Origin of the sequence: Aquimarina aquimarini, assembly GCF_900299535.1 — a bacterium.
GTDB classification, from domain to species: Bacteria; Bacteroidota; Bacteroidia; order Flavobacteriales; family Flavobacteriaceae; genus Aquimarina; species Aquimarina aquimarini.
Window position 1 is genome coordinate 1 of the sequence record NZ_OMKE01000033.1, and the last position, 20,573, is coordinate 20,573.

General features: G+C 31.3%; 15 protein-coding genes. 10 read left to right on the forward strand and 5 right to left on the reverse strand.

The window, feature by feature from the left end; all coding sequences use genetic code 11:
• Positions 1-294: 294 nt before the first annotated feature.
• From DG508_RS13755 to DG508_RS13795, 9 genes are all read left to right on the forward strand, one after another.
• Positions 295-3,672, forward strand: coding sequence for a SusC/RagA family TonB-linked outer membrane protein (locus DG508_RS13755; RefSeq protein WP_108868700.1), 3,378 nt, complete (start codon positions 295-297; stop codon positions 3,670-3,672).
• 21 nt (positions 3,673-3,693) lie between these two features.
• The gene (locus DG508_RS13760; protein ID WP_108868701.1) at positions 3,694-5,079 is read left to right on the forward strand and encodes a RagB/SusD family nutrient uptake outer membrane protein; all 1,386 of its coding nucleotides are present in this window, start codon (positions 3,694-3,696) and stop codon (positions 5,077-5,079) included.
• Between the two features lie 210 nt (positions 5,080-5,289).
• Positions 5,290-5,784 (forward strand): DinB family protein, encoded by a 495-nt coding sequence (locus DG508_RS13765; protein WP_108868702.1) that lies wholly within the window; start codon positions 5,290-5,292, stop codon positions 5,782-5,784.
• A 59-nt stretch (positions 5,785-5,843) separates the two neighbouring features.
• Positions 5,844-6,953 carry a helix-turn-helix domain-containing protein gene (locus DG508_RS13770; protein ID WP_108868703.1) on the forward strand — a complete coding sequence of 370 codons (1,110 nt, stop codon included), beginning with the start codon at positions 5,844-5,846 and terminating at the stop codon, positions 6,951-6,953.
• Between the two features lie 107 nt (positions 6,954-7,060).
• Positions 7,061-8,782 carry a serine hydrolase gene (locus tag DG508_RS13775; RefSeq protein WP_108868704.1) on the forward strand — a complete coding sequence of 574 codons (1,722 nt, stop codon included), beginning with the start codon at positions 7,061-7,063 and terminating at the stop codon, positions 8,780-8,782.
• Between the two features lie 266 nt (positions 8,783-9,048).
• Positions 9,049-9,468, forward strand: a complete 420-nt coding sequence (locus DG508_RS13780; RefSeq protein ID WP_234418232.1) for a GNAT family N-acetyltransferase — start codon at positions 9,049-9,051, stop codon at positions 9,466-9,468.
• Positions 9,469-9,675: 207 nt separating this feature from the next.
• The gene (locus DG508_RS13785) at positions 9,676-10,563 is read left to right on the forward strand and encodes an alpha/beta fold hydrolase (protein ID WP_108868705.1); all 888 of its coding nucleotides are present in this window, start codon (positions 9,676-9,678) and stop codon (positions 10,561-10,563) included.
• Positions 10,553-11,059 (forward strand): RNA polymerase sigma factor, encoded by a 507-nt coding sequence (locus DG508_RS13790; protein ID WP_108868706.1) that lies wholly within the window; start codon positions 10,553-10,555, stop codon positions 11,057-11,059. Before DG508_RS13785 ends, DG508_RS13790 begins: the two co-directional genes overlap by 11 nt.
• Positions 11,052-11,645, forward strand: a complete 594-nt coding sequence (locus tag DG508_RS13795) for a hypothetical protein (protein WP_108868707.1) — start codon at positions 11,052-11,054, stop codon at positions 11,643-11,645. Before DG508_RS13790 ends, DG508_RS13795 begins: the two co-directional genes overlap by 8 nt.
• Before the next feature lie 81 nt (positions 11,646-11,726).
• Here the strand turns inward: DG508_RS13795 and DG508_RS13800 are convergent, their stop codons facing one another.
• The 3 genes from DG508_RS13800 to DG508_RS13810 all read right to left on the reverse strand — a co-directional run bounded on the left by DG508_RS13800 (position 11,727) and on the right by DG508_RS13810 (position 16,587).
• Entirely contained in the window at positions 11,727-12,908 is a 1,182-nt protein-coding gene (locus DG508_RS13800) for a hypothetical protein (protein ID WP_159090833.1), read from the reverse strand.
• Between the two features lie 72 nt (positions 12,909-12,980).
• On the reverse strand, positions 12,981-15,746 hold the full coding sequence (locus DG508_RS13805) for a TonB-dependent receptor (RefSeq protein ID WP_108868709.1): 2,766 nt from the start codon (positions 15,744-15,746) through the stop codon (positions 12,981-12,983).
• A 139-nt stretch (positions 15,747-15,885) separates the two neighbouring features.
• Positions 15,886-16,587 (reverse strand): hypothetical protein, encoded by a 702-nt coding sequence (locus tag DG508_RS13810; protein WP_108868710.1) that lies wholly within the window; start codon positions 16,585-16,587, stop codon positions 15,886-15,888.
• Between the two features lie 571 nt (positions 16,588-17,158).
• On the opposite strand from DG508_RS13810, the gene DG508_RS13815 reads away from it, so the two are divergent.
• Positions 17,159-17,770, forward strand: coding sequence for a hypothetical protein (locus DG508_RS13815; protein ID WP_108868711.1), 612 nt, complete (start codon positions 17,159-17,161; stop codon positions 17,768-17,770).
• 160 nt (positions 17,771-17,930) lie between these two features.
• Here the strand turns inward: DG508_RS13815 and DG508_RS13820 are convergent, their stop codons facing one another.
• Both DG508_RS13820 and DG508_RS13825 read right to left on the reverse strand, forming a co-directional pair.
• On the reverse strand, positions 17,931-18,491 hold the full coding sequence (locus DG508_RS13820; RefSeq protein WP_108868712.1) for a Crp/Fnr family transcriptional regulator: 561 nt from the start codon (positions 18,489-18,491) through the stop codon (positions 17,931-17,933).
• A 40-nt stretch (positions 18,492-18,531) separates the two neighbouring features.
• Positions 18,532-20,529, reverse strand: a complete 1,998-nt coding sequence (locus tag DG508_RS13825; RefSeq protein WP_108868713.1) for a tetratricopeptide repeat protein — start codon at positions 20,527-20,529, stop codon at positions 18,532-18,534.
• Positions 20,530-20,573 lie beyond the last annotated feature (44 nt).

Sequence of the window (20,573 nt, forward strand, 5' to 3'; positions counted from 1 at the left end):
CAATGTAATTATCTTGGTAATAAAGACCAATCAATCAGGTAGTTTTTCGATAAAACACTGTTTTATACAGATAAAAATCACGTATTATAATACCGTGACCTATTTGCCTTACACACTTATCAAAATATAAGCCTTCTACCCCCCTTACTTTTCATAAGTATCTAGTCACCTTCCTCTAACAATTAACAAACTTTCACATTTATTTTGCTTTTCATTCTTAAGGGTAGATTCTAATATCACGGTCTTTAGTACTATATACAAACTCAATATTAATTATAATTATTCTTAAGACCTATGAAAAAAGAAGTAATAATTAATAAGAGGAGCTGTAGGCTTTTCTTATTACAACAATTCAAAAAGAAGCTTCTTCTTATTTTATTCCTGATTCCTATACTAGGAGTAGCAGCAAAAAACAATGGCAAATACACCAAATTAAGTGTCGAACTAACTCAGGTTTCTATTTTGGATTTTTTTGATGAAATCGAACAAAAAACAGATTTCAAATTTCTATTTAACACAAAAGATATTGATCCCGAAAAAAAGATATCAATTCGTGCTATGAATAAAGCACTGGATGAAATCCTCTATTCGGTACTAAAAAAAGAGAGCTTACAACATCTTTTTGTAAAAAAACAGATTGTAATCAAACCATTGCTCATTGATAAAGATAATGACCAATCAGGAATTAGTGGTATTGTTACCAATGGAAAAGGAAAACCGCTATCTGGAGTCAATATTCTTGTCAAAGGGTCACAAACAGGCACCGTTACTCAAAGTGATGGTACATATTCTATACAAGCGACTATTGGAGATATATTGGTGTTTTCTCTTTTGGGTTTTACTACTCATGAAGAAAAAATAACACAAGAAGACAATCTACATATTACCCTTGTTTCTGAGAATATAGAACTAGATAAAGTAGTTCTTGTTGGATACGGAAAAATGAATGAAAAAGATGTATCTAGTGCTATAAAATCTATAGATGCCGAGAAAATAAAATTACCAGTAACCAATAGCCTTGATCGCCTTTTTGGAGGAAAAATAGCAGGGCTCAATGCGGTACAAATATCAGGAAGCCCAGGTGCAGGAGCTGTGGTAAATATAAGAGGTAGAACTTCTTTTAGAGGTATCAATCAACCTTTATATATAGTAGATGGAGTTCCTCTTGTTATAGAGGATAATCTTCCTGAACATTTTAATAATGGTCATGGTGCTATCTTTAAAACCAACCCATTAGAACTCATTGATCCATCAGATATACTTAAAGTAGAGGTTCTCAAAGATGCTGCAGCCGCTTCTATTTATGGATCGAGAGCTGCAAATGGGGTAATTTTGATTACCACTAAACGAGGTAAAAAAAACCATAAACCTCAAGTTACCTTACAGTATACCTACTCTGCAAATCAACCTGTTGGTAAACATAATTTATTAAATGCCCAGGAGTATAAAGATATGATGATTGCTACTGCCAGAACAACGCTACAAACAGATACTACCAATCCTCTTGCCAATGAAATTATCGATCCCGTATCTGGTAATGTCAATTCTGATTATTTTATGAATAGTGATACAGATTGGCAGGATTTGGCCTTGAGAAATCATGCAGATGTTCAAAATGTAAATCTTAATGTATCGGGAGGTAGCGAATCTAGTAATTATTTTTTCTCTCTCGGAAAAACAGAACAAGAAGGAATATTTATCTATGAAGATTACTCAAAATATAATATGAGATTGAATTATGATACTACCATTCTAAATACATTGAAAGTCGGTGGGGGATTAAGTTATCAAACCTCTAATCATGATAATATTGATATAAATTCTCTGGATTTTGCTTTCTATGTAAGGCCTGATATTCCTGCCAGAACAGATGATGGTTCTTTATTTATTCTAAATGATAAAGAGTATAATAATATTTTATCTAAAATAGATAAGGTGAAAAATAAAAATCAAGCACTTAATATCTCTAGTAATGTCTATGCCGAGTTACGTTTTTTTAAACATTTTGCCTTAAAATCTGCAATCTATACTACTATTGCCGATAGTAAAGTTTCACGATTTTATGGTTTAGGCCAATATGATCAACGATCTGATAATAATAGTCGCACACAAAATCATACTTGGGAGAACATCCTTACCTATAACAAATCATTCAACAAACACCGTATTACTCCCCTACTAGGAACTACTCTAGATTATAGGCAATTGGATTTACAGGGAGCAATCTATTTTGGGTTTCCATCTCCTGTATTTAATAATGATGCAGGGTTGGCAGAAGATGTAACCAATATTTTTCAACATATTACAGAGAGTCGACTACATTCTTATTTTGGAAGAATCAATTATAATTACGACAAACGATACTATCTTTCTATAACCAATCGTGCAGATGGGTATTCAAAATTTGGGGTAAATAAACGATGGGCATATTTCCCATCACTAGCCGTTTCCTGGAGTATCGCAAACGAGTCTTTTTTAAGTAATATCGATGCTATAAATGAACTAAGGCTCAGGTTTTCTGTTGGGCGTACGGGACGAGCCAACCTTCCTGATTTTGCTAATCAACGATTTTATAGTACTGCTATTGATAATGTTTATACCAATATTGGAGATATCAAAGGGATTGCTCTAACCAATATCCCTGATAAAAATATAGGTTGGGAAACAACAGAAGAGATAAACTATGGGATCAATACCTCAGTATTCAACTCTAGGATATCACTACAAGCAGATTATTTTAAAAAATCTTCTACTGGAATGATTATGTATAAAAAATTATTACCCTCTTCAGGCTTCAATAATCAATTAACTAACTCTAAAAGCGTTATAGAAAACAAAGGGCTAGAAATCGAATTAGAAGCAAAAATCATCACTGCAAAAGAGCTACAATGGGATTCTTCTTTTAATATTAGTTTTATAAAAAATACTATTAAAAAAGCTGATGGCTCTCTATTTACAGGGCTAAGTTATAGACTGAATGAAGGAGAGTCTATGGGAGCTATATCTGCTTTTGTAAGCGATGGGATTTTTAAAACCCAAGAAGAAATAGACAACCATGCTTTTCAAGAAGGAGCTCAAATCGGGGATTTGAAATATGTAGATATCAACGAGGATGGAATCATAGATTTTAGTGATTTTAAAGTTGTTGGAGATAATCTGCCTCAGTTTTTTGGAGGATGGAACAATGCAGTCCGATTTAATAATTTTGAACTGGGAATAGACCTACAGTTTAGTTATGGAGCAAAAAAGCAATGGGCTCCATTAGAATCTGTCATAAGTCAATATAAAGGAGATAATATTACTCATGCTATGTACGAAAACACATGGTCTCCAGGAAAACCAGATACCAAATACCCACAATTAAGATTTAATAGACGTGGAAATTTTAATCGATCTACAGATGCCTTGGTAGAAGATGCTTCTTATATACGGTTGCGTAATATCTCTTTGCGATACCATCTTCCTACAAAGTTTTTAAATAAACTTGGAATTAGTCAGGCAAGTATCTATACCAATACGCTCAATTTGATCACATGGACTCCCTACCCTGGTATAGACCCCGAAGGAGTAAACTCTAGCAATCTCGCAGTGAGCAGCTTTAATACAACAAGAGATTACAATGGGTATCCTATAACAAGGACATTCTCTTGGGGCATAAACATTTCATTATAAATAAATACAAAACTCAAAATCATGAAATACATATATAAAATTGTTGTACTTATCCTAGTACTATTCGTCTTTTCTTGTGAACCAATAGGGAGCTTAGATGATGTAGAAATCAATGGTCAAGTACCCGTGGATCAAGCTTATGAAAATGGTGATATTATAGAGTCTGCATTAATAGGCTCATATGCGTCTTTAAGAAAAATACTCCCAATGCCCTCTTACTTATCTGCGATGAGTATATCAGGGCAAGAATCTATACACAGCGATAGAGAGGATGCTTTTTTAAATAATACCCTGAGCATAAAAAGTGGTACTATTCTACGTGTTTATTCTGGTATGTATCGTACACTAGCAAATGTGAATGAACTCATTACCAGAGTTCCTAAGACAAGTAATACTATTTTATCAGAAAATGATAAAAAAAGAGTGCTGGGAGAGGCAAAATTCATCAAAGCTTTAAGCCATTTTTACCTATTGCGTATGTATGGTCAGTTTTATGATATCAATTCAGCATATGGGATCATTTTAGACCCTGCTGCACTGGATCAAAATAACCGCCTTATTCCTCAACCCAGAAATACTGTAGCAGAAGTATATCAGTCTATCTTGGCAAATCTTGATGAAGTGCTTATAAGTGGTATCCCAACAGAAGGAGATGCATCTAGAGCTACCATAATGGCAGCCAAAGCACTCAAAGCAAAAGTATTGTTATTTATGAATCGATATTCAGAATCCATTACGCTATCGCAGGATTTCTTAAATTTTGAGTTTACAGAAGATTATAAAGATATTTTTGCCAAAGCTCATACCGCTACAGAGGTGTTGTTTGCTACCCCTACCGATTATTCTATGGGTAATCATCAAGGACAAGGATTTACAGGAGGCATTATTCCTGGATCTGAAACATTAAATGCACTCCATGAAACTGAAGGTGATACGATTAGAAGATCTACCACTGCAACCAATGTAAGCATACAGGAAATGACGGGATTTAAATGGAATTTCTTTTATGACAACCCTCCTGCTATTATGCATTTACGTACTTCTGAAATTTTATTGATATATGCCGAAGCAAAAACTCGTAAAACAATAGAAGAAGGAGGAACTCTAAGTGATATAGCGGATGCAATTGCTCAAGTAAACAAAATAAGAAGTAGAGTCAATCTGCCAGAAAAAAATCCAACCAGCTTGGTAGAGTTTCTAGAGATAATTCGTCTAGAAAAACTTATGGAATTGTATTATGAAAATGGAGAGGATTGGTTTGATCTAGTTCGATACCATATTGCAGGAGATATCTCTATTGGCAGTATCAAACCAACTATATCCAATTCTAATCAGTTTATACTACCTATCCCTTTTGATGAAATAGAATTGGGAGAAGGGATTATCAAACAAAACCCTGGATATTGATTCTTCAGGTTTTTAATTTTGAACTTATTAAAACAATATCAAATATCGAAGACAATTTGTCTTCGATATTTGATATTGTTTTTACAACTATTTTTCTACCACTGACAGATGGTAAAAATTCCTTAGTTTTGGGTGCATCAACTATATATACCACTAGGTACATTACCTAAAGATCATTTAAATACTATATATTGAACCAAAATCTTCTATATGAAATATACACCCGAAGATGATTTCTCTTATTATTATGAATGGGCTAATGGTGATAGTTTATCAACACTTTTTGATACAACAGCTACCTTTACCTTTTTAAGAACAATCAATGAAGAAAAGGCTACATATCGTTATCAACCCAATAAATGGAGTATAAAACAAGTAATAGGACATATTACCGATCATGAAAGGATAAAAATGTTTAGGGCATTTAGACTGAGTAGAAATGAGGATATCCAGCTATGGGGCTACGATCAAAATTTTCTAACTGATAATAGCCGTTTTGATGAGTTGACACTAGAGCTTTTGATCACCGATTTTTATAATGTAAGAAAATCATCGTTAAGCTTTATCGAGACTTTATCAGAATCTCAATTAACCAAAACAGGTTTAGCGCAACAGCGCCAAATTACATTAATAGATTTTATAAAATCAATTGTTGGTCATGAAAGACATCATTTAGATATAATTAAGGGTAGATACCTCAAATAAGAAACAACTCTTATCGGTAATTTTGAAGCACTATATATCAAGGCCTAATAATCGACTTTATGACATTTAACATTATTGAATTATTAAGTATTTTTATTGTCTTTTTATTTTTGTTTTTTGTAGCATATTTACTTATTACTAAAACGAATAAAAAGTTAAGCAACTTACTATTTGCAGTATACTTATTTATTGTTGCACTAGATTTTTCTGCATATTTTTATCCTAAATTCATAACGCTATCATACACTGGTGAAATGATACGGATGGAAGTCTTAGCAGGTCTCAAAGCTCCTATACTATACTTATATATCATTTCAGTATTATATGATAATTTTAAAATTAAAATTAAACATATACTCTTATTCGTTCCCCTTTTTATTAATTTAATAATACTCTACCCTACTTTTTTTAATATTAGTATTGATCAACAAAAATTATTTATTGAAAATTACTACAATCAACCAGAAGGTATATTTATTACTTTTTTTGGATATATTATTGGTTTTGCTTTTTTGTTTACTGGAGTTTATCAAGTTATGCGCTATCAGAAAATTGTAAAACAAAATTATTCCAATTCAAATGTTTTTATAAACTACACTTGGCTAAAACAATTTCTAATAATTAGTATTATCATTTCGCTAATTACATTATCAAAAAGTATTTATAGGTTTACGTATAATACTGTTGAGACGACAAACAACTTACGTATTGCCATGTTATTATTTAGCGTAGTTTTCATTTCATGGGTATTTAGCAAAGCACTTTTTGCCCCAAAAACATTTCAAGGAATAGATATAGGTTTATTACCTATTAAAGAAGGACCAAATAGCATTGAAGATATACGTGTTGAAAGTATAAAACAATTTATGCTAGACAAAGAACCGTATCTGGATGCATCCTTAACTCTTCAAAAATTAGCCAATCAATTAAATATTCCTTCACGAGAATTATCTGTTTTAATTAATCAACATATGGATACCCATTTTTTTGATTTTGTAAATGAATATCGAATAAAAAAGGCGATGCAAAAATTAAAAAATCCATCATTTAAAAAACATACAATTCAGGAGATCATGTATGATGTAGGCTTTAATTCTAAGACTCCTTTTAATACTGCATTCAAAAAACATACAAATACAACACCTTCTTTATACAGAAAAAACAGCTGATAATTAGCGTTTTGCATAAAGCAGCACTCATTCATAATAAAGTAGAACGCTTTTTTTCACCCTAAATAGCACTTTTGTTTTTTAAAAAATCAAAAAAAATAGAATTCATGAAAAAATATTTTACGATCTTATTATTCCTATCTCAAATCATACTATCTGGATGCCTAGCTCAAGGCATAGATATCTCAGAAGAAGTTAAGAACAACATCAAATCTCGTATCAAAAATGGTACTAATACAGGGATAGTTGTAGGAGTTATTACTTCTGATGGAGTAACTTATTATAGTCATGGCGTAAGATCATTAGAAACTAATGTCCCTGTAGATGAAAATTCTATATTTGAGATTGGCTCTATCTCAAAAACTTTTACAGGAATTTTATTGGCCAATATGGCCGTAAATGGTGAGTTGAATTTAAAAACCCCTCTGCAAAGCCTTCTTCCTGATAGTATCACAGCTCCCAAAAGAAATGGAGAATCAATCAGATTACACCATCTATCCAATCACACCTCATCATTTCCTAGAATGCCAGATAACTTCACTCCTTCTAATCCTGCAAATCCTTATGTTGATTATTCAGAAAAACAATTATACTCTTTCTTAAACAGCTATCAACTTACTCGAGATATCGGTTCTAAATATGAATATTCTAATTATGCTTCGGGTTTGTTAGGTCATCTATTGGCTAATAAAAATAACATGAGTTATGAAAAGCTAATGATAAAGGTTATTGCCAACCCACTCAAACTAGAAAATACTCGTATCACCTTTACTCCTAAAATGAAGAAAAACTTAGCTATAGGACATAGTGCTGGAATAGAAGTAGAAAATTGGGACATTACCACTTTAGCTGGTGCAGGAGCAATTCGTTCTTCTGCTGTTGATATGATTAAGTATCTAGCAGCTAATATGGGGTTAAAAAAAGGGAATCTATACCCTGCTATGCAGTTGTCCCATAAAAATTCAAGAAGTGCTGGTAGTAACCCAATGGTAGGGTTAGGATGGCATATTATGCAACGTGATGAATTAGAAATTATTTGGCATAATGGAGGTACTGGAGGATATCGAGCATTTGTAGGTTTTATTAAAGGTGGTAATAAAGGTGTTGTGGTACTCACAAACTCAAAAGTTGGGGTTGATGATATCGGAACCCATTTATTAGACTCTACATCAGCATTAGACAAACCAAAAAAACCATCTATTGGTACTTATCTTAAAAATAGTATCGAAAACAAAGGGATTGAAATGGCTATAAAAACTTATTGGGAATTAAAGAAAAATCAAACCGACACATATGATTTTGGAGAAAATCAATTGAATACTTTGGGGTATTATTATCTTGGAAAAGGAGATATTGAAAAAGCTATTTCAATATTCAAAATAAATACAATAGCATTTCCTAATTCTTCAAATGTATACAATAGTTATGGTGAAGCATTGGTAAAAAACAATGAAAAAACAAAAGCTATTACCAGTTATACAAAATCTATTGAACTCAACCCTGGTAATACTAATAGTATCACAATGCTTAAAAAATTAGGAGTAGAAACAAAAGGTCTAATAAAAAAAATAAATATCAAAGATGCAATTCTAGAAAACTATATAGGTAATTATGAGCATGCTGGTTTTGTTATGGCTATTACCAAAGATGGTAAACAAATGAAAATTCAAATAACAGGGCAAGAAAAAATTGATATGTATCCTATATCTGAAAATGTTTTTTATTTAAAAGTAGCTTTAGCCAACATTACATTTAATAAAAATAAAAAGGGTAAGGTTGAGAGCTTGACTTTATCACAAAACGGAGAAGATATTATTTACAAAAGATAAAACCTTTACCAACAAATAATTATAACAAAAAAAGAAACTACATAGTGGGTTTACTATTTGTTTCTTATTACTTAAAGAAAGTATTGCAACAAAATAATAACTTGTTTTGTATGAGAATAGAGCTATCAAAAATATCAAATTGCGATATTTGATCTAAGTTTTTGTAAAAATGATGCCATAAGTTATTTTGGAAAATTAAACTACTATAAAGATGGATCTGTAATAAAGACAGATACTATAATTAATCTGTGTAAAAAAAGAAATAAGTGAACGATACAATTCCTGAAATTAAACAAATTACCACTGCTGAAACTTTACCTATTAGACACAAAGTTATGTGGCCCAATAAGCCGATAGCATATGTTGCTCTACCAAATGATAAAGATGCAAGACATTTTGGTTTATTTGTAAATAAAGAGATAACATCTATACTATCTCTATTTGTAGAGAATAACGAAGCTCAATTTAGAAAATTCGCAACATTAATTGAGTTTCAGGGATTAGGGTATGGAACAATATTATTAAAAAACATAATAGATCTAATAGAAAAAGAAGGAATTAGAAAATTATGGTGTAATGCACGAGTAGAAAAATCAAAATTCTATGAGAGATTCAACTTAAAAACCACAGATAAAAAATTTGAGAAAGGTGGGATCGAATATGTAATTATGGAAAAAACTTTCTAATACAATTTTCTAAGCAAGAAAACCTCTACAAAATCATTCAAGAAATTAAAAATCAACAAAATATAATAAGGTAAGTATTTATTATTATCAAGTATTAATGCCTAATTAATTTGGTATAAAACCTATGTGTCGAAAAAAAATATGGGTAGAGGGTGTAACAAATACTGTTTTTTTTATCAAAGGGATAGAACATAAAAAAATAACAGTATGAAAACTTTACTTCAAGCATTAATATTTTTAATTTTTCTATTTGCACATACATTTGGTTTTTCAAATACCCAAAATAGTACACATCTATCGAAAACTATCGCACCTCAACCGATCATCGTTGAGACTATAGGTACAGGAAAACCAATTTTATTTTTACCAGGATTTACAACTCCAGGTACTATCTGGAAAGAAACGATCAAAAACCTTAATACAAACAGACAATCTCATCTCTTTTCTTATGCTGGGTTTAATGGCCATGCTCCTATAAAAATGCCTTGGTATGCTACCATAAAAAAAGCAATTATAGCGTATATACAACATCATACACTTACCGATGTTATCATCGTTGGTCATAGTATGGGAGGTAATCTTGCGGTTGATATTGCAGCAGAAATCCCAGAAAAAATTTCTAAATTAGTTATCGTAGATGCCTTACCTTGTATGAGGGAGGTAATGATGCCAAATGTGCCTGCAGAAAATTTTTATTATGATAGTCCTTACAATACTCAAATGTTACAGATGGATGCAGATCAATTTAAAAATGTTGCTAGTATGATGGCTTCCAATATGACCAATTCTACCGATAAAGTATCAACATTAATGAATTGGATACTAGAGGCAGACAGAACTACTTATGTATATGGATATACCGATTTATTAAAACTAGACTTAAGACCTGTACTCCCTATGGTAACTGCAAAAACGTTAATTCTAGGAGCTTCTTTTCCTAATGCAAAAACGGTAAAACCTAATTATGAAAGTCAATACGCTACCTTAGCCAATAAAACTATTTTAATAGCCGAGAATAGTAAGCATTTTATAATGTTTGATCAACCAGAATGGTTATATACTACCCTAAATACTTTTTTGGCGAATGAAAAGTAATCAGAATATTCTTTTTGAAGAAATATACCAGCAACATCATGCCATGGTAATGCAAATGTGCCTTGGTTTTGTTAGAGGGGATCATGATATTGCAAAGGATCTACAGCAAGAAGTTTTTATAAGTGTATGGAAAAACTTAAAAACATTTAGAGGTGCTTCTTCTTACAAAACCTGGATTTATAGAATCACAGTGAATACGTGTTTACAATATGTAAAAAAGAAGAAAAAAGAACCTACATTCTCTATATCTGAAATAGAAAATCAAGTCCCTTTTCCTGAACAAAAAACTCCTGAAAAAAGAGCTATTTCTACATTATATACTGCCATTGGACAGTTGAATGAACTAGACCGATTGTTAATTATGATGGTTCTAGATAATCAGGATTATGATACAATTGCAGAAGTTATTGGTATACAACCAACTAATGTACGAGTGAAAATTCATAGAGTAAAGAAACGTCTTAAAAAAATTTTAGAAAATAATGGTAATGGATAATGATTTTAAAGAATTCCAGAATGAATGGAATAATAACAAAAATAATATAGAGCTATCGCCTAATGGTATCAATACTCTATATGACAAAATAAAGAAAAAGGAGAAAGCTAATTATTTCTTTTACTATGGTACGATTATAATTCTATTAGCCACATTGATTGTTATCTCTCTTTTCTTTTACTATGTAGCTCCTGTAAAAGAAATCTTGAGTAGAATTGGTGCAGGGTTAATGATCTGTGGATTGATCGTTAGAATTGGTATTGAAATTATTAGTATTGGCAAGGCAAAACGAATGAATAAAATTCATAATACATTGACTGCTACAGAAAATACGATTCGTTTTCATCAATTCAGGAAAGTTATTCACTCTATCGTTGCTCCTATCATTGTGGGGCTCTATACAATAGGATTTTATATGATTACTCCAGAATTCAGTTTATACATAAGTCGCTGGAATCTCTTATTGATTGACATATCGTATATAGTAATTGCTATCATTCTATTTTTTATCATAAGAAAAGGTATAAAAAAAGAAATGGTAATACTGAGTGAGATCATGAATTTACGTAAAGAAATAACTGAATAATATTCTTTCTAAAACAGTCTAATTAAAATAAAAAAGACTGCCTAAAAAGGCAGTCTTTTACTTAACTAACTATACTCATATTTAATTTATTGGCAAGCTTATTCCTGTCCATTCAAAAACAGTTGCATCAGCACCTCCTGTTGCTTCTGCAACCTCTGTAAGTGTTACTGTTGCTTCATCTGGATTATTTACTGTATCTTCATCAGCTCCCAAAACATTTGCTGTAATACTGGTAGAAACATCCGCATTTCCCTTTCTATCAGTAAGGTCTACTACATTTCCTGTAGTTGCGCCTCCTGTCAATACAAGTAATGCATTAGAAATAGTAACACTACTTCCTCTTCTTATATTGATAAGGTCTTCCATTTTTACGTTGGCTGCATTTACAATGGTAAGTCCCGTAATTGTAGGATTTGATCTAGGCATAGCTGTATCATTATTTACTGCTTCCTGATTATCACCTTCAATACCATGAGAGTCACTTGTTACTTTTTCAAAACCTTCAAGACGAGCTCCATAGAGATTGTTTGCTGTTCCTGTCCATCCATCAGTCCAATCAAACATATCATCTTCTGAATTAACTACCAGAATATTAGATAAATTCACTGTACCTCCAAACAAATCAATACCATCATCTGCTCCGTTTGCAACCACCAGGTGATTAATCGTAGTACCATTACCTACACCATATAAACTTAATCCGTTGAATTCAGTTTCTTCATTTATACGAGCTCCTGTATATTCAATTTTTAAATAGGTGATAGTTCCAGAATCATCTGCTGGTTGGTTTCCTCCATACGTTAATCTAAATAATTCTGCTTCTGTAGGTACCCCAGTATTTACTGGAGCATTTCCTGCAATAATTAGACCACCCCAATCACCTGCTTTTGGTGATGCTGCAGCAGATGTCATTACTACTGGATTCTTTGCCGTACCTTGAACAAATATTTGTGCTCCTTGTTCTACAGAAATAAAAATATTGGTTCCTCCTGGTACTGCTTTGATAGTAGTACCAGCTTCTATAGTAAGAGTTGCTCCTGATTTTACAATCAATGGTCCCGCCAATTTCCATTCATTTTCTGCATTTAATGTTACTTCTCCTGTTATTTCAGAAGTAAGGTATGCAGCATCAAGATCTGGATCTTCCTGTGAAGTAATGATACCATCTTTTCCAGAGGTTATTACTTCAGAGATATCATCATCACAGCTAGACATAGCAACCAGAAGTGTGCTGATGATTATAATTTTTTTTATCACTTTCATATTGATATATTTTTTATTTAAACTTAATTCTTCCATCAAACAACTACTTATTGTTTATGGTGAATTGATCTTCTATAAATTATTGATTAATAGGTTTACATAATATACTGAGCCTATTGCTCCTGGTCCAATTGCGGTAAAGTATTCTTTACCTCCTAAATTGGTTGCTCCTAATTTGATAGTTGATTTTAATCCAGGGATCTTATAACTAAGTTGCGCATCAATTACCGAAAATGATGGTATCTCTCCTTCTCCAAAAGGAGCTTGCCATAAGTAACTATCACTCCAACGGAATGCTGTATTAAATCCAAAGTTTTTAAATATTTTTTTGTGACCAAATACTACTTTTGCTTTATGTTCTGGTGTATTGAATCCTGGACGGAAATTTGGGTCTTCACTTTCATCAAAATCTAATTGAGCAAAAGTATAATTCATATCCAGATCAAATCCTCCTAGAATTTTTGTTCCTACTCCTACTGTAGCTCCATAAGAATTAATAGCCGCACCAGAGTTGGTATATATTTGATATTGACGTACATCATTATTTGAAAGCGCTGACAAACCAGTTACATCATTTACATTACCATATAAAGGTACCAATACATTTTCTGTAGATATAAAATTTGTATACTCATTGTAGTACCCACTTACATCTAGTGTTATTTTATTAATTTTCCCTCTATATCCTAATTCTACAGCTACAATTTCTTCTGGAGCAACGACATCGTTATTTGCGGCTGTTGGTGCTCTATTAGTAACAGAAACCAGTGAATATGCATTCTCATAAGCTTGTCTTCCTGAAATAGTTGCTGTATTACTGCCTGTTATCGATCTTCCATTAGAAGAAAGGTTATACGTTCTCTCTTCTCGATCAAGGTTATCTGGTGCAGATCCAACATTAACTGTTTGTCCAACATCTAAATCTATATAAAGGTTTTGTGCTGTTGGGTTTCTAAATCCTGTTTGATAAGAAGCTCTAATATTATGGTTTCTTCTTTCTCCTAATGTATATCCAACAGAAACCCTTGGCGAGATGTTACCATCAAATAATTGAGATTTATCATATCGTACAGATCCAGTAACTTTAAACCTATCATCAGCAAATTTTTTCTGAATTTGTGTATATATTCCATATTCAGAATATACAATAGGTTTTTCAAAATCTGTAAAGATTGTTCCTGCAGAATTTAATTCATATTCTCTAAATGAACCTCCTACTTGAATATCTGCAAAATCCTGTGTCAAATGACTAAAGTTATAATTGGCATCTGCATGTCTAAATAGAGACTTATCTATAAATCGTGCACCTCCTTCAAGGTCTGTTTTACCGATTACATTATTAAAAGCATTTTGGTATTCTGATGTCCCTGGTACTAATCTTCCTGTATCTGCAGCAGTTCTAGATAAAGCATGTGCTTGTTCTGTGGTTTCTCCTAATCGAACAGCATTTACATAGGCACTACTATAATCTGCAAACCATTGATCATCACTTTTCCATGCTCTATTCAGGTTAATTCCTGCAAACACAGCATCATATGATTTTTTTGCATCTCCAGAAGTGATATATCCACGTAAGAAAAAGTTATTATTCTTTATTTCAATCTTATGCTGTTGCATTATAGATCCTTTTGCGATATATCGAGTTGCATTTTGAAAAGCAGATGTACCTTTATTGATACGAGCGTTATAAATTATTTCAAAATCGTTTTCAAAAGGCTTATAATGTATTGCTCCATTAAATCGTAATGTATTAATTTTATCATCATAAAGATCAACTTCATTATATCCAGTTCTACTTACAACTTGATTAGGCAAAAATTGTGCATCTACGGTAGTAAGTGCTCCGCTATCAACCAATGCTGTTGATAAATTTGATAGGTTAAAACGAACCTCATCTCCATAAACATTTACACCATTATAAGATGGATCTGTTCTATCTGTAGCAGCGTTAACAAGGTTATCTGTATTATCTGCATGCCAGTCAGTTCCCTGAAAATAAGAAAGACTTGCTTTGGCAGCGATCTTCTTAGAAAAAGCATACGCAATACGTACACCAAAATCATAAAATTGGTTATTACCTGCAGCTTCTTGCGAAGTAACTCCTGTTTTTAAATAAGTACTTACTCCTTGGTGATCAAATGGATTTTTACTGGCTATAAATAAACTTCCGTTAAATGCATTTGCCCCATATAATGCAGAAGAAGGTCCTGGAACCATCTCTATACTATTGATGTCTAAAATATTAATTCCTGAAAGATCTCCTAAATTGGATCCTAATGTAGGGTTCGTATTATCCATCCCATCAATCAAATGTACAAAACGTGTATTCTCTAAAGTAGAAAACCCTCTGGTATTAAGAAGCTTAAGATTATAGCTACTAGCATTCAGGTCTACTCCTTTTAAATATTTCAGCGCATCAAAGTAATCCATCGCATCATAATTTGCCAGATCTTTACGACCAAAACGTTCAATACTAACTGGTGAATCAAAAAGACGTTCTGGAGCTCTCGATGCAGAAACAACGACCATATCTAATTTTGAATCCTCCTCTAATGTAACCAATATATTACCTGAAGCATCTTTTGAAGGAATGGTAGTTGTTTGACTTTTAAAACCAAAACTTTTGATCTCAATTACAACAGGGAATTGTGGTTTATTTACTTCTAAAGTAAAAAATCCATCAAAATCAGTAGACGCAATAATATCTGTTCCTCGTATTGAAATTACTGCTCCTGGAACTGGTTTATTACTGGAGTCCGTTATCTGTCCAGTAAAGGTAGATTGGGCATATGCAATTGTACCTGCCCATAGCATAAACATTAGTAAAAATTTCTTCATATTTAAGCGGTATTTAAATTTAATAATTATTAATTAAGTTATTATAAATCAACATATAACATACAGGAAAGGGGCACTTATCCATATGAATATGCAAAAAATATAAATCGAAGTTTTTGTTTAAAAAAAGATTAAAATATTATTCTTCCTGCCTTTTACTTATAAGGCTTTTATTTGTAGTGTTATCACTTTGTTTTAAGGCATTATACTTGGCTATAAATCGCACAAGATCTTCTTCCTTTTTCAATCGAAGTTTCTCTTTTTTAAGGTAAGCTGCTAATTCTATTCTTTTATCACTGAAAAGCTCTAGAATATCTTTTTCATTCTGTGATAATTCTGCGATCACACCATTTTCCTCTAGGTAATAGGTGCAAATTTGTTTGATCTCTCCAGGTTCAACACCATAGGTACTTCCTGAGCTTTTCTCCGGTTCAGTAATATCCAAAGTGTATCTTTTATACATTCTGTATTGATCATGTAATTCTAACAAAACATAATACCCTTCTCTTTTTGAACCTCTGGGCGATACAAAATGGCAGTAATAAAAAAAGTGATCTTCATTACGTATATGAATTTCAGCTTCTTTGATGATTTGATAAAACTTAGAACCGTCTTTATACTCAAACGCATCTAAATCAATATTGTATTTTAGTTTACCAGTAAAAGTTCCTGTTTTTTCATTAATAACATCGTAGGCTACATATCTATCCTTTAAATACGGAGAACCTTCATATTCCTCAAAGAAATAAGACCTTTTGCTTTCAACTATCATTGATTTCGGTAATTGAGCTATCAATAAAGTAGGGGCAAATAAAATAAAGTAAAGTAATTTTTTTTTCATACAAAGTAGGATTACTTATTAGCATTTTTTTTTGGTAGACGGGGCGTCGTCTTTTAAAACTATTTACTGTTAAAAATAATTTTTGCAAAGCTATAGAAAATCATTTTTTAATTACGGTAAAACCGTATATTATTTTATGTTAATTTAACATAATTTACTGTTAATCAATTTATAAAAAAGAATTACACCACCTCAAATCAATGAAACAAAACATTGATTTACAGTTATTTACATGAATTTACTTTGTTTTTTAATAGTCTTATTATTGGACATTTTATTTATAAAAAAAAGCTGTTTTAAGTCGATTTTTGTAAACAAATTCACTTGTTTTTGCATGAAATTCTTTAAAAATTCACTTTTTTTACAAGTATAAAATAATTTTATTTTTTTCATTATAGCGATCTGACAATCAGAATACTAAAAAAAAGGTTCTATTCAACCTCATTAATGACAGTTCTAATTTGTTATATTTTATAATTTATACATCAATATGTTGTCAGAGTTATAATAAACAGAAGTTAATTTCCTTATTATGTATTGACATAAAAATAAAATGCTATTTTGTTAAAATATGGAAAAAATATACTCAGTAGATAGCAAAGAAGTTAAATCAATTTATATAGGAAAGGATGCGATCTCTTTTTGTAAACTAAAAGAGAACAATCCTGAAAGGTTTATCTACTTCTATAAGTATCCTGAAATAATGGAGAAAACTACTAAGTTTAAATTTCACGATATAAAAGAAATCAAAATTCGAGGTGGAATAATGTATTTCAAAGGATTTTGCAAAGTAGAAGATATTATGATTTATTGGAAAGAAATAGCTTTTGATTCTGAACAAGAAGCTCTTGATTTTTCTACACAATTAGACCAGTTAGATGTATTAAAGAAAAAGGTGAAAACCGAGAAAAAGCTTAATGCAGTATTCAATAGCTCCTCTTTTTATATTTTTATTTTTGGACTTTGTATGGTTTATTTAACTATCGATGGAGAAACAAATCTAGGGGAATCTGCTATTAGATCTCGTAATAAACTTGCTGGCAAAATATTAGATTCTCTATTTAATTTTCTTGGTCCAACAGTATCTATTTTATTTTCTATTCTTATTGTAATATTTGCTATTTATTTTATGTGGAAAAAGTTTAAAACCCCTTTAGACATTATTACTTTTAAAGAAAAATAATCCTCTTTTTATCAAAAAACAGTTCAAACTACACCTTTCTTTACAATACACAGATTAATGAGTAGACCAAAAGATATAATCAATACTCCCAAAATACCATTTGAGATATATCAATGCTTTTTTGAAAACCTTTTTAATTATTGATGTTATAGTCAAATTTTTAGATATGTACTTTATTAATTAGTTTGCTGAAATTGGTTGAATCGATCCTTAAATAAGAAGCCAGATCATTTTGGGAAATCATATTAAATAAATGTGGACTTCTTTTGGCAAATGTTTTGAATCGTGTTTCTATATCAAAAGCCATAAGCTCATGATGCCTCTGTATAACTCCTGCCAAAAATTGCTCTGTTGCTTTGCGGAATAAAGTTTCGATCTCTCTATAATCTTGCATGAGTTGCTCATGTTTCTCATAAGAAATTCTTAAAAATGCACTATCTGTAATTGTTTCCAAATAATATCTTGATGGTGTTTGTGTAAAGAAAGATTCCAAAACTCCACTGAATGAAGGAGCGTATGCAAAAAATGTAATATGTTCTTTTGATTCATTAAGGTAATATGATTTCTGAATTCCTTCTAGCACAAAATAGATATATCGTTCTGTTTGCCCAGGTGAAGTAAGTATCGTTTTTTTAGGTACCTTATACGGTGTCCAATACGAGATATACGCATCCAATATCTCATCATCTATTTTATGTATTTTGGATAAAAAAGATTTCATATATTCATTGTATTATTTAAACAACTATAGAAAATAGACCTTATCCTTTGTTTTTCTTTTTCCCTTTGCTTTTACCATTTGCCATGGCATAAATCATTCCGCCAATTATAAATATGAGCATAAAAGGAAAAGTAATCACTTGTATAATACGAGCAAATATTCCTTTTTCTTTATTTTTATTTTTAATTACTTTTCCTCCTAAAGCTTTTATATATCCTTCTGCACGATTACATTTTTCTTCATAAAACTCCCAATCTGTGTCTTGTAAATAATCTACCGTAACCTGAAATGCATTTATTGCTTTTTCTTTTTGCAGAGTCTCTTTATAACATACTCCTAAATAATAGCTTACTAAACCATGCTCTTTGGGTTCTTGCTCTTTTGCTACTTCTTGATCCAACCACCATTCAATTTCTTCAATATATGCACTATATTCTTTCTTTTTTGATACTACATAGGTATAAAAGAGTTTGGATGCAAAAATGAAATTATAATTAGCATCTTTTGATCCTCTACCTACTTTCTCGTACAATTTCTTTGCTTCTTGATAATATTTTTCGGCATTTACTATATCGTCTAGTTTAATGTAAGAACGTACAATCTGATAATAGTGAAACTGAAAATCATATACATTGAGATCTTCTCTATAAGCTTGTAATGTTTCTAGTGAGTACTTTATAGAATCTTTATAATTTTTTCCTTTAAAAAAATCCATAGAAGCATTTTCTATATTTTCTACAAACTGACTAGTCTTGTATCCTTCTATATGAATTTGACCTGCATAATTATAGGTGTTTTCCTTTTCTTCTTTTTTCAGGAACAACTCTGCATAACGCCCTAATGCATTTGCATAGTTATTACACAACATTGCAAACATATGTGGCTGATTATTATAAGTATCACCAGTACCATTGTCTAAATATTCGTGATATTGGTTATAACCAACTTCTCCAAATTGAACTGCTAATTCTATATATCTTTTTTGCGTTTTTTTCTTTTTTGCTTTATCGGCAAAGCTAGACAAATCAGTCATTGCATTATACATTACACTAGATAGCCCTTCGAATTTAAATTTTAATTCAAAAAAATCATTTCCTGACTTTTTTGTTGCTTTTATAATTCTGTCAACTCCAGTATAATGAATGGTTTTATCGCATTCTAGCATTTTAGAAAACTCGATAAAAGCTTTCTCATAATTTTTGGTATCAAAAAAATAGGTATGTGCCAAAACGGTCTTAATAATTGCACTTCTAGGATATAACTCTGCCCATTTTTCTATTTCTGGAAAATATTGTTCGTAAAAATCAAGTTTTCCCTCTATCTTAAAATATCCTTTTTCGTTTCGTATAATATTAAACAATAATCCTATCAATGATGGGTGATTGTCTAACTCCTTATTATCGTATAACTCTTTTAATTTTATTCCATATTGCAGGCGATAATCATCTTCGTAGTCATAAGACCAATCATAGTGTGTTAAGATAAACTTTTTTGCTTTTTCTATATTTCTGTTTTCCAAAAAAAGCATTCCAACAAAACCATTTCGTTTTATTATATAGGGATATCTATCAAAGGATTTTTCCCATAATGCCAAAGCTTCTTCTTTCTGATCATTGTTATATTGTACAATGGCCATTTTATTTAGCAATTCACTCTCTAATTTATCTTTTTCAAAACGTTTGTCATACAAAGAGTGAACCTCAACCAGTTGTTCCTCTATCATTTCTACAACTTTTTCTGGCAGCCCCATTATCTCATCATATACCCATACCAGCCACTCATACCCTACCAGCTTATTCTTACCAAAAGCTTCGTTTTCGATAAAAAATTTTGCATCCTGAATAATCTCTTGCGAATTACTAAAAACCCAATCTGTATTCAAACGCATTCTATCTACTCTTACATCTACATCAAATGGGTTTTCACTCAAAATAGCATCTATAATTGACAAAGCTTCATAACCTAATTCTTGCTTATTATCATTGGAATTGTCTAATTGAGTTAAAATGCTACTCAACTCTCTTTTTAATTGCATCATTTTGTATTTATTTCTATAAGAAGATTATGTGCAAATTTTTTTTT

Excerpts from the sequence above, each read along its gene's own strand:
- DG508_RS13755 (WP_108868700.1), top strand. The coding sequence starts at position 295 with ATGAAAAAAGAAGTAATAATTAATAAGAGGAGCTGTAGGCTTTTCTTA.
- DG508_RS13760 (WP_108868701.1), top strand. The coding sequence starts at position 3,694 with ATGAAATACATATATAAAATTGTTGTACTTATCCTAGTACTATTCGTC.
- DG508_RS13765 (WP_108868702.1), top strand. The coding sequence starts at position 5,290 with ATGAAATATACACCCGAAGATGATTTCTCTTATTATTATGAATGGGCT.
- DG508_RS13770 (WP_108868703.1), top strand. The coding sequence starts at position 5,844 with ATGACATTTAACATTATTGAATTATTAAGTATTTTTATTGTCTTTTTA.
- DG508_RS13775 (WP_108868704.1), top strand. The coding sequence starts at position 7,061 with ATGAAAAAATATTTTACGATCTTATTATTCCTATCTCAAATCATACTA.
- DG508_RS13785 (WP_108868705.1), top strand. The coding sequence starts at position 9,676 with ATGAAAACTTTACTTCAAGCATTAATATTTTTAATTTTTCTATTTGCA.
- DG508_RS13790 (WP_108868706.1), top strand. The coding sequence starts at position 10,553 with ATGAAAAGTAATCAGAATATTCTTTTTGAAGAAATATACCAGCAACAT.
- DG508_RS13795 (WP_108868707.1), top strand. The coding sequence starts at position 11,052 with ATGGATAATGATTTTAAAGAATTCCAGAATGAATGGAATAATAACAAA.
- DG508_RS13800 (WP_159090833.1), bottom strand. The coding sequence starts at position 12,908 with ATGAAAGTGATAAAAAAAATTATAATCATCAGCACACTTCTGGTTGCT.
- DG508_RS13805 (WP_108868709.1), bottom strand. The coding sequence starts at position 15,746 with ATGAAGAAATTTTTACTAATGTTTATGCTATGGGCAGGTACAATTGCA.
- DG508_RS13810 (WP_108868710.1), bottom strand. The coding sequence starts at position 16,587 with ATGAAAAAAAAATTACTTTACTTTATTTTATTTGCCCCTACTTTATTG.
- DG508_RS13815 (WP_108868711.1), top strand. The coding sequence starts at position 17,159 with ATGGAAAAAATATACTCAGTAGATAGCAAAGAAGTTAAATCAATTTAT.
- DG508_RS13820 (WP_108868712.1), bottom strand. The coding sequence starts at position 18,491 with ATGAAATCTTTTTTATCCAAAATACATAAAATAGATGATGAGATATTG.
- DG508_RS13825 (WP_108868713.1), bottom strand. The coding sequence starts at position 20,529 with ATGATGCAATTAAAAAGAGAGTTGAGTAGCATTTTAACTCAATTAGAC.